General features: G+C 72.3%; 8 protein-coding genes and 1 other RNA gene. 2 read left to right on the top strand and 7 right to left on the bottom strand.

Translation table 11 applies throughout. The annotated features are described in order from the left end of the window. The 4 genes from ACFO60_RS12840 to ACFO60_RS12825 all read right to left on the bottom strand — a co-directional run. Positions 1-1,278: MmpA family trehalose lipid delivery protein (locus tag ACFO60_RS12840; RefSeq protein ID WP_465269879.1), on the bottom strand; the 1,278-nt coding region annotated here is incomplete at its 3' end. 193 nt (positions 1,279-1,471) lie between these two features. After that, positions 1,472-3,148, bottom strand: coding sequence for a glucuronoarabinoxylan endo-1,4-beta-xylanase XynC (gene xynC / locus ACFO60_RS12835; RefSeq protein ID WP_380840291.1), 1,677 nt, complete (start codon positions 3,146-3,148; stop codon positions 1,472-1,474). A 606-nt stretch (positions 3,149-3,754) separates the two neighbouring features. Further along, positions 3,755-5,953: an acyl-CoA dehydrogenase gene (locus ACFO60_RS12830; RefSeq protein ID WP_380840290.1), complete on the bottom strand. Its 2,199-nt coding sequence runs from the start codon at positions 5,951-5,953 to the stop codon at positions 3,755-3,757. Positions 5,954-6,073: 120 nt separating this feature from the next. Beyond that, a complete protein-coding gene (locus tag ACFO60_RS12825) occupies positions 6,074-7,249 on the bottom strand; it encodes a hypothetical protein (protein WP_380840289.1) in 1,176 nt (391 codons plus the stop codon). A gap of 311 nt (positions 7,250-7,560) precedes the next feature. Here ACFO60_RS12825 and ACFO60_RS12820 point away from each other — a divergent pair, with 311 nt between their 5' ends. Together ACFO60_RS12820 and ACFO60_RS12815 are read left to right on the top strand one after the other, a co-directional pair. Beyond that, entirely contained in the window at positions 7,561-8,661 is a 1,101-nt protein-coding gene (locus ACFO60_RS12820; protein WP_380840288.1) for a S1C family serine protease, read from the top strand. Positions 8,662-8,834: 173 nt separating this feature from the next. Next, complete coding sequence (locus ACFO60_RS12815; RefSeq protein WP_380840287.1) at positions 8,835-9,524, top strand: hypothetical protein; 690 nt, start codon at positions 8,835-8,837, stop codon at positions 9,522-9,524. A 124-nt stretch (positions 9,525-9,648) separates the two neighbouring features. On the opposite strand, the gene ACFO60_RS12810 is transcribed toward ACFO60_RS12815, so the two are convergent. The 3 genes from ACFO60_RS12810 to ACFO60_RS12800 all read right to left on the bottom strand — a co-directional run bounded on the left by ACFO60_RS12810 (position 9,649) and on the right by ACFO60_RS12800 (position 13,370). Beyond that, positions 9,649-10,332, bottom strand: a complete 684-nt coding sequence (locus tag ACFO60_RS12810) for an alpha/beta fold hydrolase (RefSeq protein WP_380840286.1) — start codon at positions 10,330-10,332, stop codon at positions 9,649-9,651. A gap of 234 nt (positions 10,333-10,566) precedes the next feature. After that, positions 10,567-10,944, bottom strand: a transfer-messenger RNA (tmRNA) gene (gene ssrA / locus ACFO60_RS12805). 431 nt (positions 10,945-11,375) lie between these two features. Continuing rightward, positions 11,376-13,370 (bottom strand): penicillin-binding transpeptidase domain-containing protein, encoded by a 1,995-nt coding sequence (locus tag ACFO60_RS12800; protein ID WP_380840285.1) that lies wholly within the window; start codon positions 13,368-13,370, stop codon positions 11,376-11,378. Positions 13,371-13,387: the final 17 nt, after the last annotated feature.

Raw genomic sequence — 13,387 nt, 5'->3', positions numbered from 1 at the left:
CTCCCGCCCAACCCAAGACTCACCCCACCCATCCGACCCCGACCGAACCTCCCCCTCCCGCCCCGTCGGGGACTCGTCGTCCCCGTCCCGGAGGCCTTCTCCCCGCCTTCGCTCGTCCGAGCCGAATCGGCGCCGCGACGGCGAGGAGAGGTACGGCGATGCCGGCGCCGTCGTACGGCGGGCCAGCGACCCGAAGCCCACCGCCTGGACCAGTGCCAGGGGGGCGATGTAGAGCTGGCCGTCGCGCAGCGGGCCGAAGCCCGGCCAGAAGGCGATCAGCGCCTTGAGCGCGCCGGGCGCGTACGCCCCGGTCAGCGCTATGGCGAGCCCCATCACGGCCGCGATCGCCAGCCCGGTCCGGTACGGCGCGGCGCGGAGCCGGGTGAAGGCGGCGACGGCGAGCACGGCGAGCAGGAGCCGGGCCGTGGCGAGCCACCACGCGGACTGGCCCGGCACGGTCGCCTCGGCGTTCCAGATGCCGCCGAGCGTCAGCAGGCTGCCGGCCGTGCCGAACGGCCCGTCGGCGCGGGCCGCGAAGGCGTCGACCCCTGCCGGGTCGGTGACCGCCCCGCTGAGCAGCGCGGGCACCGCCCACGGGAGGCTCAGCACGGCCAGCACCGCCCCGGCTCGCAGCGTCCCGCGCGACCGATCCTTCTCGCGGGTGGCCGCGACGGGCAGCACGACGAGGGCGGAGACGAGCATGGCCTGGAAGCCGCCGACGGCCGCCGGGAGCAGGGCGAGCGCGAGCCGCCGCCAGTCGCCCCGGGCCGCCGCCCTGACCGCCCACGGCAGGCCGGCGAAGCCGAGCAGCAACGCCCACTGCCCGAGCAGCAGCCGCTGCGCGAGGTAGGCGTTCCAGGCGTAGAACACCGCCGCCGCCACCCGCGCCACGAGCAGCCCCGCGTCCTTCCGCTCACCCCCCCGAACCGGGCCGTCCACCGGGACCGTGCCGTCCATGGGAGCCGTGCCGTCCTCGTGCGCCCGGCGGGCTCGCGGCAACAGGGCGGCGGCGCCGGTGCCGGCGAGGACGAAGACGCCGAGCAGGATGAGCTTCTGCAGCAGGGGGGCGGGGACGACGTGCGAGAGCAGCGCGACGACGAGGTCGCTCGGCACCGCCCGGGGGAAGCCCCCCTGCGGCCAGGCCACCGGAGGGTCGGGCACGAAGACCATGTCGTACCGCAGCACGAAACCCGGCCGAAGCGCCGGTCCCAGGGCCACGATGCCCACGATCAGCGCGGCCACCGCGGGCGCCGCCCGCACGAACCGATGGTCTCGCATGGCCCACTCCGGTCGGCGGCAAGCAGCAGACCACGCAAAACTACCCGAACCTGGCACCTTGCCACGGCCATGAGGGAGCGCCGGAGCCGTCCGAGCCCGGCCGCCTCACCAGACGCCGGGCCCCTCCGCCGCCGGAGGGGCCGCACCTGGCCCCCTGAGCCGGTCAGGCTCCGGGGATGGGTTCACGTGCCGGTCAGGCCACGGTGCAGGGGACGCCGTTGAGGGTGAAGGCGGTCGGTTCGGAGGTGTTGCCGGTGTGGTTGGCCTGGAAGCCGACCTCGACCGTGGCCCCGGGGGCGATCGTGCCGTTGTGGCCGACGTTGGTGCCGCTCACCTGGCCGCTGGAGGGCGAGAAGGTGACGTTCCAGGCCGAGGTGATGGTCTGGCCGGAGGGCAGGGTGAAGGCGAGCGTCCAGCCGTTGATCGTCGAGGTCCCGGTGTTGGTGATGGCGATGTTGGCGGTGAAACCGTTGTTCCAGGCGCTCATCGTGTAGGTGACCCGGGGCCCGGTCCCGGTCGACGGGGTGGGCGTCGGCGTGGGGGTCGGGGTGACCGTCGGCGTGACCGTCGGGGTCGGCGTCGGGGTGGGCGAGGGACCGCCGGTCAGGCTGGCCACGAAGGTCGTCACGCTTCGCGCGGGAAGCGAGACGGTGAGGGAGCCGTTCGACATGCTGGTCGCCGCCTGGGGGGCGACGTTCCTGCTCGCGTCGCTCAGCCAGGACGAGACACTGCCGGACGAGGTGGTGTTCGACAGGGTGAACTGCTGGCTCACCGCGGAGGTGTTCTTGTTGACGGCGACGATGACGACGGTGTTGCCGCTCCGGTACGCCGAGACGTAGACGTTCGACGCCGGGTTCGCCGTCGCGTCGATCCGCACGTATCCGGGGCGGACGAACCTCGCAAACTGCGCCATCATGGCGCCGCGCTTGCTGAGCTGACCATCCTCCCGCATGGGACCGTAGCTGCGCCGGATGGTCCACCAGATGTACGCCTGGAACTCGGCGTCCACCATGGCGTGGTGGATGTGCTCCCCCACGTCGAGCGCCTGGGGCCAGAGGTCCCCCGAATCGCTGCTGTTGGGGTAGTAGACCTCGGTCATCCAGAGCTCTTTGCCCGCGCCCTTCTGCTTGAAGAGGGGGTAGGGGAAGTTCGAGTACGACGTGCCGTAGAGGTGGGCCCCGATGATGTCCACGTTGGCGAGCGCCGTGGAGTCGTTGAGGATCGGGTCCGACATGGACTTCACGTACTGGAAGGACTCGGGCGCGATGACCCTGGTGCTGATCGAGCCGGCGTTCTCCCGCAGGAACTTGACGATCTCGCCGGACGTCCACCACGTCCAGTCATGCGCGTAGTCGGGCTCGTTCTGCACCGAGATGCCGTACAGGTTCACCCCGTTGTTCCGCATGTACGTGGTGAAGCTGTTCAGATGCTGGGCGTACGCCGCGTACGAGCTGGCCCTGAGGCGCTTGGCGTTGGTCTGGCTGCCGCGGGTGAAGGTCTCGATCATGCTCGCGGGAGGGTTCCACGGCGACGCGATGACGCTCGCCCCGAGCTCGACCGCGCGCTTCGCCGTCGCCAGGTCACGGCCCCAGTCCGACTGGTTCTCATTGACGGGGATCCTCAGCACGGAGAACCCGAGCTTGCCCTCGCCGGTGCCGAACGCCGTCTCCCGCTGGGCAGCCGTCAGGTCGCCGATCCAGATCGCGTGGGCCATGCCGCCGAAGCCTCGGATCGTCTGCCGCTGCGCCGACGGATCGATGACGGCCGTCGCGGCCGCGGCTCCCGGGGCCCCGGCGATCGCCACCGCGGTCGTGACCCCTATCGTCGCCAGGACGTTTCTCCGGCTCAGCAGGCTTCGCTCACCGCTCACGGGCACATTCTGATCTTGCGTCATGTCTCTTCCTCTTGGCCGTTGGTGCTGTTCCGCGCTCTCTTCCGTCCCGGTGGCCCGGCCGCCCACGTCGCCACTGGGATGGGTCTTGATCGTGTCGTCGACAGGATTTCGGCTTGATCGGCTCCTGCGGTTGTTAGCGCTAACATTTCCGCTTGCCGAACGGCACGCGAGCGCGACGGATGCGGGCCGCTGCGGTGGTTCGCGGAGGGATGACACTCACGCGGAGTCTGGTTCCGCCCTCGGCGGAGGGTCAAGCACGAGGCGGGCCGGCGAGCGGGTGAGCTGCATCAACGTCTCGCCGAACCATGAACATTTCAGGCCGGAAAGCCGCGGCCTCGTATCGGTTCGGCACTGCGGATCCGGGACGGCGCCCAGGAATCGGCGACGGTGCGCCACCGGGCCCACCACCGCCTCAGCGGGCCACCGGCCGCACGGGAACGACCGCCGCGGACGTCCGCCGCGAGCGTGCGGCGGACGTGCGGCGGACGTGCGGCGGACGTGCGGCGGACGTGCGGCGGACGTGCGGCGGACGTGCGGCGCCAGGGGTGCCCGTCCGGGGACCGGGACCCCTGGCGCCGGAGATCACTTGCCGGGTTCGGGGTCCCGGGGAAGGCCGAGCATGCGTTCGGCGATGATGTTGAGCTGGACCTCGGTGGTGCCGCCGTAGATGGTCATCGCCCGCGTGGCGAGGACCGCCCGGTTCCAGTAGCCGGCGTCGCCGAGCTTCATGTCGGCGGCCGTCGTCGCCGACGCGCCGAGCAGGTCCACCGCGCATTCGGACACGTGCTGGGCGTGCGAGGTGGACAGCAGTTTGCGCACCGAGGCGTCGGCGCCCGGCTCTGCGCCGGCGAGCTGCTTCAGCGTGACGCGGAGGCTGAGCGCGTTGATCGAGTGCCCCTCGCAGATCACGTGCGCCACCTGCTGCCGCTCGGCCGCCGTGAGGTCGCGGCCGAGACGGGAGGCCAGGCCGAGCAGGTCGGGGACCGAGGACCCGGTGCCGCCGGATCCCGACGACAGGGACACGCGCTCGTTGGACAACGTGTTGCGCGCGACCCTCCAGCCCTCGTTGATCTCGCCCACGACCATCTCGTCCGGGACCACGACGTCGTCGAGGAACACCTCGTTGAACAGGTTCTCCCCGGTCATCTCGGTGAGCGGCCGGACGGTGACCCCGGGGGCCTTCATGTCGACCAGGAAGTAGGTGATGCCGTCGTGCTTGGGCCTGCCGCTGTCGGTGCGCGCGATGCAGATGCCCCACTCGGCGACGTGCGCGACGGAGGTCCAGATCTTCTGGCCGTTGAGCCTCCAGCCGCCCTCGACCCGCTCGGCCTTCATCTGCAGCGACGCCAGGTCCGAGCCCGCGCCGGGCTCGCTGAACAGCTGGCACCAGATCATCTCGCCGGACAGGGTCGCGGGCAGGAACCGTTCCTGCTGCCCGGAGGTGCCGTAGGCCACGAGGGACGGCACCACCCACGCACCGATGATCATCTGCGGCAGCCGTACGCGCGCGGTCTTGAGCTCCTGGTAGATGAGCACCTGCTCAAGCGGCGAGGCGCCCCGTCCCCACGGCTCGGGCAGGTGGGGCATCACGAAGCCCCTGGCGGCCAGGGCGCGCTTCTGCTCCTTGCCCTCCAGCGCGGCGATCTCGGCGACCTCTTCGCGGATGGCTGAGCGCAGCGCCTCGGTGTCCTCGGGAAGCTCGATCTCCATCTCGCGGGTCACGCCGGACAGGGCGCAGGAGGCCACCGTCTCGGCCCACTCCGCCGACGGGCCGAGCAGCGCCCGCAGGGTGAGCGCGCGGCGGTAGTACAGGTGGGCGTCGTGCTCGAAGGTGTAGCCGATGCCGCCGAAGATCTGGATGGCGTCCTTGGCGCACCGCACGGCGGCGTCGGGGGCCATGACCCCGGCGATCGCGGCGGCGTAACGCAGCTCGTCGCCGGCCGCGCGGGTGGCGTCCCACACGGTGGCGCGGGCCTGCTCCAGCGCGACGAGCATGCGGGACGCCTTGTGCTTGACCCCCTGGAACTGGCCGATGGGACGGCCGAACTGCACGCGCACCTTGGCGTAGTCGGCGGCGGCGCGCACGCACCAGGAGGCGACGCCAGCCGCCTCGGCGCCGAACAGGATCGCGGCGAGATCGCGGACGCGCGCCCGGTCGAGCCCGTCGAGGATCCGCTCGCCCGGCACCACGACCGCGTCCGCCTCGACCTTGGCCACCGCCCTGGTGAGGTCGAGGCTCCCGCCCTGGGTGACGGTCACGTCGGCGGCGGACAGGACGACCCACTCTTCGCCCTGGCCGGTGCTCACCGGCAGGACGAGCACGTCGGCGAGCGCCGCGCCGAGCACGGGATCGGCGGCGCCGCTGACGGTCAGGACTCCGTCGTCGCCGCGGGTGCCGGTCAGCGCGCCACCGAGCGCGACGGCGCCGGTCAGCGTGCCGTCGGCCAGGCCGGGGAGCAGCTCGCCGCGCGCCTTGCCGTCGGAGGCCAGGATGACGGCCGAGGCCAGGACGGTCGGAACGTACGGGCCCGGTGCGACGCGCTCGCCGAGCGCCTCGACGGCCACGGCGGTCTCCAGCAGGCCGAAGCCGCTGCCGCCGTACTCCTCGGGCAGGTGCAGGCCCAGCAGGCCCTGGTCGGCCAGGCCGCCCCAGAACGCGGGCCGCTGCTCGTCCTGCGCGCCGACGGCCGCGCGCACGACCTCCGCGGGGACATTGCGCTCTGCCCAGCCGCTCACGGACTCGCGGAGCGCCTCGTGCTCCTCGCTCAACCCGATCGCCATAACACCCTCCGTGCCGCTCGGCCTCCAGACGTCCCAGAATCATATTCTAGAAGATGCTTCCAAGGCCAACGGCCGGGCACGGATACGTCACCGATCGCGCCGGACGCCCGCCGCCGCGCCTCAGCCGGCGCGGGCCGTCCAGAAGAGCATGTTCAGATCGTGGTAGAGCGCCTCGCGGGCGTCGGTCACGGTCGCGAACAGCATCGCGGGCTTCTTCTTCGCCGGCGCGGAGACGACGAAGACGTACGCCTGCGAGGAGTGCTTCTTGCCGCCCTGCACGTAGCCGACCTTGTAGCCGAGCACCCACCCGAGGTTGTAGCGCGCCCGCTGCGACACCGTCCAGGTGAACTTCGAACCGGCCGGCTGGTAGCGCAGCGTCCACTTCGCGGCCTTGACCGCCAGCTTGCGGTAGCCGTCGTAGGTCGTCGGCGCCTTGGGCACGGCCAGCGGAACCGGGCCGGAGGCGATCAACGCCTGCGGCCGCTTCGCGGAGCCGACCTTCTGGGCCGCCGAGAAGGGCGGCTTGGACGTCTTGGCCCACGGCGCGCCGTACTGGACGTAGGTGATGCCCGCGGCGCGGTCCAGCACGTACGCCGCGATCGGCGTGCCCGTGCCGGGGAAGACGGTCATCGCCTTGGCCGCCGGCGCCGGCGGCACGGCGATCGGAGGCGGCGTGGGCTTCGCCGGCGCGCTCGGCACGGCCGGCCCGCCGGCCTGTGCCGGGTCCACCCGCACCGGGTCGCCCGGCTTGTCCTCCGAGAACAACGCGAAGATCAGGATCACGATGGCCACGGTGGCGATCAGCGCGCCGATGCCGTACACCGCCTTGATCGGGATGTCGCCGACGCGGAGGACCGCCGCGCCCAGCGCGCCCGGACGCTCGCGCCTCTCGGCGTACCGCGGCCGGGCGACCGGCTCCGCGGGGGACGCGGGGCCGCCTCGCGGGGGGAACGGTCCACCGGGCCTGCGCACGTTGACCGTGATCTCGTCGCTCTCGTCGCGGCCACCGCCCGCGCCGCCGCGCGCGGCATCGCCGCGTACCGGCTCGGCGCGCTTGGCCGCGCCCGCGACGTGCGGTCTCGCTCGCACGCGGATCTCCACCGTGTCCGAGGAGGAGGCGGCCTCAGGGACGGACTCCGCGTCCGAGGAGGAGGCGGCCTCCGCGACGGACTCCGTGTCCGAGGCGGATGGGGCCTTGGCGGTCTTGGCGGCCTCGGCGGCGGCCTTGGCCTCGGTGGCGGCCTTCGCGGTGTCCGTCGCGGCCTGCGCCATGGCGAGCGCCTGCTCAGGGCTCACCCGCGGCATCGGCGTGGTGGGCGCGTCGTAGGAGGGAACGTATGTCGGAGGCCGCCCAGACCCAGGGCGGCTTGGGGAGTTACCAGCGCCGTCCGCCATGTCGGCAGACTACGTCACAAATCGTGATCCACGCTGCCCGGCCCTGCCGCTTCCGCGTCCGGCACCACGTTGCCACAGGTCAGCGCCCTGGAAGCACCGATTGAGAAACCTGGCCCCAGCCACGGCGGTGGTACGTGCCCGTCTATCACCAAGATCACGTCATTGGAGGTATATGACGAGTATCTTCCCTAGAGTCGGGAATGACGTGTTCCATGGCGACTACACCAGGTAACCGGAGAGCCGGGCATGCCGTGCGGCACGCCGTGGCCGCGGGGGTGGCCGGGGCACTGGTGCTGAGCGGATGCGGCCTCACCGGAGCCCCGGCCTCGACGAGCACGGCGTCCGAGCGCGGCGGCGGCACCCCGCCGTCGGACGCCTCGGTGATCACCGAGGAGCAGGCGTACGAGCGGGTCATCGCCCAGGTCCTGCCGTCCATCGTGCAGATCAACACCTCGGGCGGGCTGGGCTCGGGCATCGTGTACGACACCCAGGGTCACATCGTGACGAACGCCCACGTGGTGGGCAAGTCCAAGACCTTCGAGGTCACACTCGCCACGGGCGGCAAACCCCGCAAGGCGGACCTGGTCTCGTCCTATCCTCTGGGCGACCTCGCCGTCATCCGCGTCACCGACCGGACCGGTCTCACCCCCGCCACGTTCGGCGACTCCAACAGGCTGAAGGTCGGCCAGATGGTCCTGGCCATGGGCAACCCGCTCGGCCTGTCGGGAAGCGTGACCAACGGCATCATCTCAGCGCTCGGCCGCACCGTGACCGAACCGCAGGGCGAGGGCTCGCCGGGAGCCACCATCACCAACGCCATCCAGACCTCCGCGTCGATCAACCCGGGCAACAGCGGCGGCGCGCTCACCAACCTCAGGGGCGAGGTGATCGGCGTCCCCACGCTGGCCGCCATCAACCCCGACCTGGGCGGCGGCGCCGCCCCCGGCATCGGGTTCGCCATCCCGAGCAGCACCGCCAAGGACGTGGCCGAGCAGATCATCAGGCACGGCAAGGTCACCAACACGCGGCGCGCCGCGCTCGGCGTCCGGGTCAACACCGTCGTGGACTCCGAAGGGCGTCCGGTCGGCGTCGGCGTCGCCCAGGTCGACCCGGGCGGCGGCGCGGCCAAGGCCGGAATCAAGCCCGGCGACGTCATCTCCAGCGTCGACGGCAAGCCGACGCCGACGGCCGCGGCCCTGTCGGAGGTGCTCGCCGGCCTCAAGCCGGGCACGCGGACGAACGTCGAGATCCATCACCCGAACGGCAAGACCGCCACCGTCACCGTCACCCTGGGCACCCTCTCGGGCGGCTGACCGTCACGCCCGAACGGACGACGAGAGCGTGCCACCCGGTCCTCCCCTGGGGCGCCCTCCCGCTGTCGACTCGGCCGATGGAAGCGGGCGGCGGACCGCCCCGGGTCCCGCAATGGATCAAGTGGGGATAAAGTCCTTACGGTCACAGGCGAGACGATGAGGGACAGCAGCCGATGACCACCACCGACACCGCCTCCGCCCGCCAGATGATCGAGCGGGTGGCGCGCGGGCACTATCGCACCGTCTACACCCCCTCGACGCTGGCCGCCGCCGCGCGGCTGCTGGCCGACCTGCGCGCGACCGGGGAGCGGCATGGCATCGCCCCGGGCGACTGGGCCGGCGAGCACGGCACCGACCAGCGCCTGGCCGAGTCCGTGCTGCTCGCCCAGTCGACCGCGTACCGGCACGCCTCCCTGGCTGATCTGGACGATCCGTACGGCCTGCTCCGCGAGGCCGCCGAACGCGCCGGCCTGGCGACGCTGAGCACGCGAAGCGCCTCTCCCGGCCCTCACCCGACCGACCTGGACCTTCGGCAGGCGTCCCTCGCCCCCCACCCGGCCCGCCTGGACCCGCGACCGGCGCAGGGCGGCGGCGGTCCGGCGTCGCGGGCCTCCGTCCGCCTCGCGCGGCTCGCGCAGACGCCTCCCTGGGGGTGGGACGGCACGGCGCCCCTCGTGGTGAGCCTCGAGCGCTTCGACAGCCTGACGAGCCCGGCCTGGAAGTGGGAGCTGTTCCCCGACGTAGGCGAGCCGAGCACGCAGATGGTGCAGGTCGTCGCGCCGCCGCCGTCCCCCGCCACGGCCGACGAGGTCTTCGCCACCGCCCGCCGGATCCTCACCGGCGCCATCCGCCTCTACCTCTGACCGATACGGCCGGCTGACCGATACGGCAGGCTGACCGATACGGCCGGCGAGACCCTCGCATAGTGCGGCGGACCCTCGCACCGCCGGTGGGCGTCTCCGCCGCCCGGCCGGAGGCCGAGCCCGCTCAGCGCCCGAGGAAGTCCGCGAGCGCGGCGAGGAATTCCTCCGGGCGGGTGAGGTGGATCTCGTGACCGGCCTCGATCGTCACCAGGCGGGCGCCGGGGATGCGACGGGCCATGTCGGCCACCTGGTCCTGGGGAAGGTGGCTCGGCGCGCCGCCCGCGATGACCAGCGTCGGCGCGGTGACCTTCGCCAGCCCGTCCAGCCAGGCCGGATCGGGGTGGTTGCGCTGGTGGGCGGTCTGCTCGACCATGGCCCAGTCGAAGGCCGGCTCGCCGTCCGGCCGTTCGGGGACGGGCAGTCCGGCGGGGTGCGGCGCTGGCACGTCCTCCAGCACCATGCGCTCGACGCGGCCCGGATGGGCCTGGGCGACCAGGGAGGCGACCATGCCGCCCATGGAGTGCGCGACGACGGTCACGGCGGGCAGTTCGAGGTGGTCGAGCAGGGCGATCACGTCATCGCGCATCGACTCGAGCGAGTAGACGCCGGGCCATTCGCTGGCTCCGCTCCCGCGGGCGTCCGGCGCGTAGACCCGGAAGGACGTCGCCAGCCGCGGAATGACACCGGCCCACGAGGTGTGATCGGCGCCCCGTCCGTGCAGAAGCATCAGAGGCGGAGCCTCGGGCCGCCCCGCCACCTGGTAGGCGAGCCGGACCCCGTTGACCACCGCCGACTCAAGATCGCTCATCCGCCCAGGCTAACGGGCCGCGTCCTGCCGCGGGCCGGACTTCACGCCGGGCGAAACGGGCACTCTGGTGGACACCGGGCTTCACCCCGGGCTGAACACGTGCACCTGAGGAGACGGCGGAGGACACCCGACGGGCCTGCCGCACCCGTCCGGGACACCACGATTTGCGGCGGCCGGCAACACGAAGGCCCTGCCGGGGCGAGCGTCGCTCGCCCCGGCAGGGCCTTCGTCCACGAGTGGAGGTGGCGGGAATCGAACCCGCGTCCTTCAACACCGCGTCAGGGCTTCTCCGGGTGCAGCCTGCTGCGATTTTCTCAGCCCCGGTGATCTCGCAGGCGAGTCACCGACGGGCTCAGTCACTGTTTGGTTTCCCTATCGGCCCCGTGACCGGGTCGATCGGTTGAGCCTCCTAGCGATGCCAGTTCCGGGCCGGAGGCGATCCCGGGCTGACAAGGGCCTAGACCTCGCTCAGGCGGCGAGGGCCATGTGGCCCTGAGTGCGCGTGTTATTGGCACTTATTGTTTTGCGGTCACAGTGTTAACGAGGTTATGTCCGCAGTCCTCGACCCGCTTCCCCTGGCACGACATGCCGAAGTCGAAACCAGTCACCCCCTGTGGAGTTGTCAACACGGCCTCCGGAGAGACCGATCGACTCGAAGATACTCCTAACAACACCGGCGGTGCCAACTTGATTCCGTGCGACCGCCCGCCTCTGGCGTCCGTACACGCCGAAACCCCCGGGGGCGTGGCACATGGCACACGCCCCCGGGGGCCGACCGGCAGGGTCGAGCCGGTCCGGACGGCAGGGCTTCCCCCGAGATGAAGCCCTGGTCTCATCACGGCGACCAGGTCCGCAACCCCCAAGCGGAGCCCGGTCACCGAGAAAGACGCAGGACGGCCGCCCGATGGTTGCTCGGCCGGAGAATAATTCGTCCACGGATTCGCGGCAGGCCGCAAGCCCTCCGCGGCCCCCTGCCGACCGGCTTTCCGGCCGGGCCGGCGCGGGCGCCGCCATCGCGGTTCCCGCCGCCGCGCGGCCGGGTCTCAGGCGGCCGTGCGGACGTTGCGGAAGAACTGGCCGGCGATCTGCGCCGCCGCCGCGGGGTTGGTCGTCTCGGTGAGCACGGCGACGGCCAGGTCGCCCTGCCATCCCACGAACCAGGACAGAGACCTCTGGCGCTTCTTCTCGGTGTACGACACGGCCGAGGCCAGGCCGTAGACCTTCTCCCCCGGCGCGGAGGCGGCCGTGGCCGAGCCCGACACGACGCCCGCCCGCATGAGCGCGCGAAGCTCGCTCAGCTTCTCAGGGTCGAGCGTGACCGGGCGCGGCGGCGTCGTGGGCGCGACGTCCAAGGAGGCGTCCGAGGAGATGTCCGGCGAGGAGGGCGAGGTGACCAGCGTGGGCGGGCGCCAGGTGCCGGAGCTGAGGGCTCCGGCGACCAGGGCCATCGACAGCGGGCTCACCCGGACCGTCTGCCCGGCGATGATCTTCGCCTTCGCGGCGTCGCCCGCGGCCGCCGGCACGCTGCCGGCGAACGAGCGCAGCGGCAGCCGCCAGCTCCCGCCGATGCCGAAGCGGGCCGCCGCCTGGGCCAGCGACCCGGCGTCGATGCGGCGCGACAACGACGCCAGCGCGGTGACGCACCCCTGCGCGAAGTTCGCGGTGACGCTCGGCGCCTGGCCTGCCGGTGGCTGGGTCTGGGTCGGGTCCTGCGGCTGCGCCGGGACAGGGGTCTGCGTCGGCGGCGGCGACTGCTGCGTGGCCGGTGTCTGCGCCTGCGCCTGCTGGAAGCGCGCGCCCCCGACGGTGCGGTCGGCGGGGCACGGCAGCTTCTGTTTGGGGTCGAGCCCCGCGCCGAGCAGGCCCTCCGCCGCCACGATGGAGAACGTCGTGCCGGGCGGGAAGCGCCCGGCGAGCCCGTCGCGCTCTTGGTCGAACTCTCTGGACGCCACCGCGCGGATCTGCCCGGTCGGCCCGTCCACCGCGACCAGCAGCGCGGCGCCGCCGCCGCCGACGGCCAGGTCGGCGGACCGCTGCACGCCCTTGTCCAGGGTGGTGCGCACCGATGTCGTGTTCGTCCTGCCGGGCCAGCGGGCCAGCTCGGCCGCCTGCTCGCCCGTCTTGAGGTCATAGGTGACGACCTCGGTGCCGGTCGAGCCGGTGAGCTGGTCCTGGTAGGCCCTCTGCAGGCCGCCCTGGCCGATGGTGTCGCCGGAGCGCTGCGGGCCGCCGAGTTGCTGCATGGTCTCGGCGGTGATCGCGCCGACCTTGCCGATGATGTCGGCGGGCTGGTCGGGCGCGACCGGCTGGGCCTGCTTCTCGATGACCAGGTCGGGGCCGATCTCCTCCAGCCGGTCGAGCAGCTGGGCGTACTTCTTGGCGCCGAAGGTCACCAGCGGCACGAACTCCTGCGGCGGCGCCGACCGGATGCGGGAGAGCAGGCGGTCCTGGGCGAAGCCGGTGAGCTGGTACAGCCGCTCGCACACGCCCACGGGGTCCTTCACCCGGTCGGGGTAGACGCCGGCGAGGTACAGCGTGGCGTCCTTCTGGAGCGGGTCGCCGTTGCGGTCTTCGATGGGCTGGCGGATCGGCTGCCGGCCTCCGCCGGACACCTTGACCGCGAAGCGCTGCCCTTCGCGCAGCAGCGGGTGGATGACGCCCGGCGACCAGCGGACCTTCCACCTGCCGTCGACCACGTGCAGCGGCAGGTGGTTGTCGTACTGCCAGATCGGGTTGTTGTCGCCGAGGTCGATCTGGACGTGGAACTTCGCGTCGGCGTTGTCGCCTTCGGTGGTCAGGCCCTTGAGCGAGAAGCGGATGGACGCGGCGTCGAGCTGGAGCCCGGTGTCCTCCAGGGCCTTGCGCACGAGCTTGGGGTCGCCGTCGGCGCGCTCGGCCGCGGCGGCGTAGTCGCCGGACTGCCAGCCGACCAGGAACTGGCTGACCGCCTCATGCGGCGAGGGCTCGGAGCAGGCCATCAGCATGGGCGCGGCCACGGCCAGCGACAGCCCCGCCGACAGGGCTCTTCTCAGACGCACGGGTAGCACCACGGCTG

Origin of the sequence: Sphaerisporangium dianthi (assembly GCF_042654065.1) — a bacterium.
In the GTDB taxonomy this organism is placed as follows: domain Bacteria; phylum Actinomycetota; class Actinomycetes; order Streptosporangiales; family Streptosporangiaceae; genus Sphaerisporangium; species Sphaerisporangium dianthi.
This window is presented reverse-complemented; position numbering and strand designations above follow the sequence as displayed.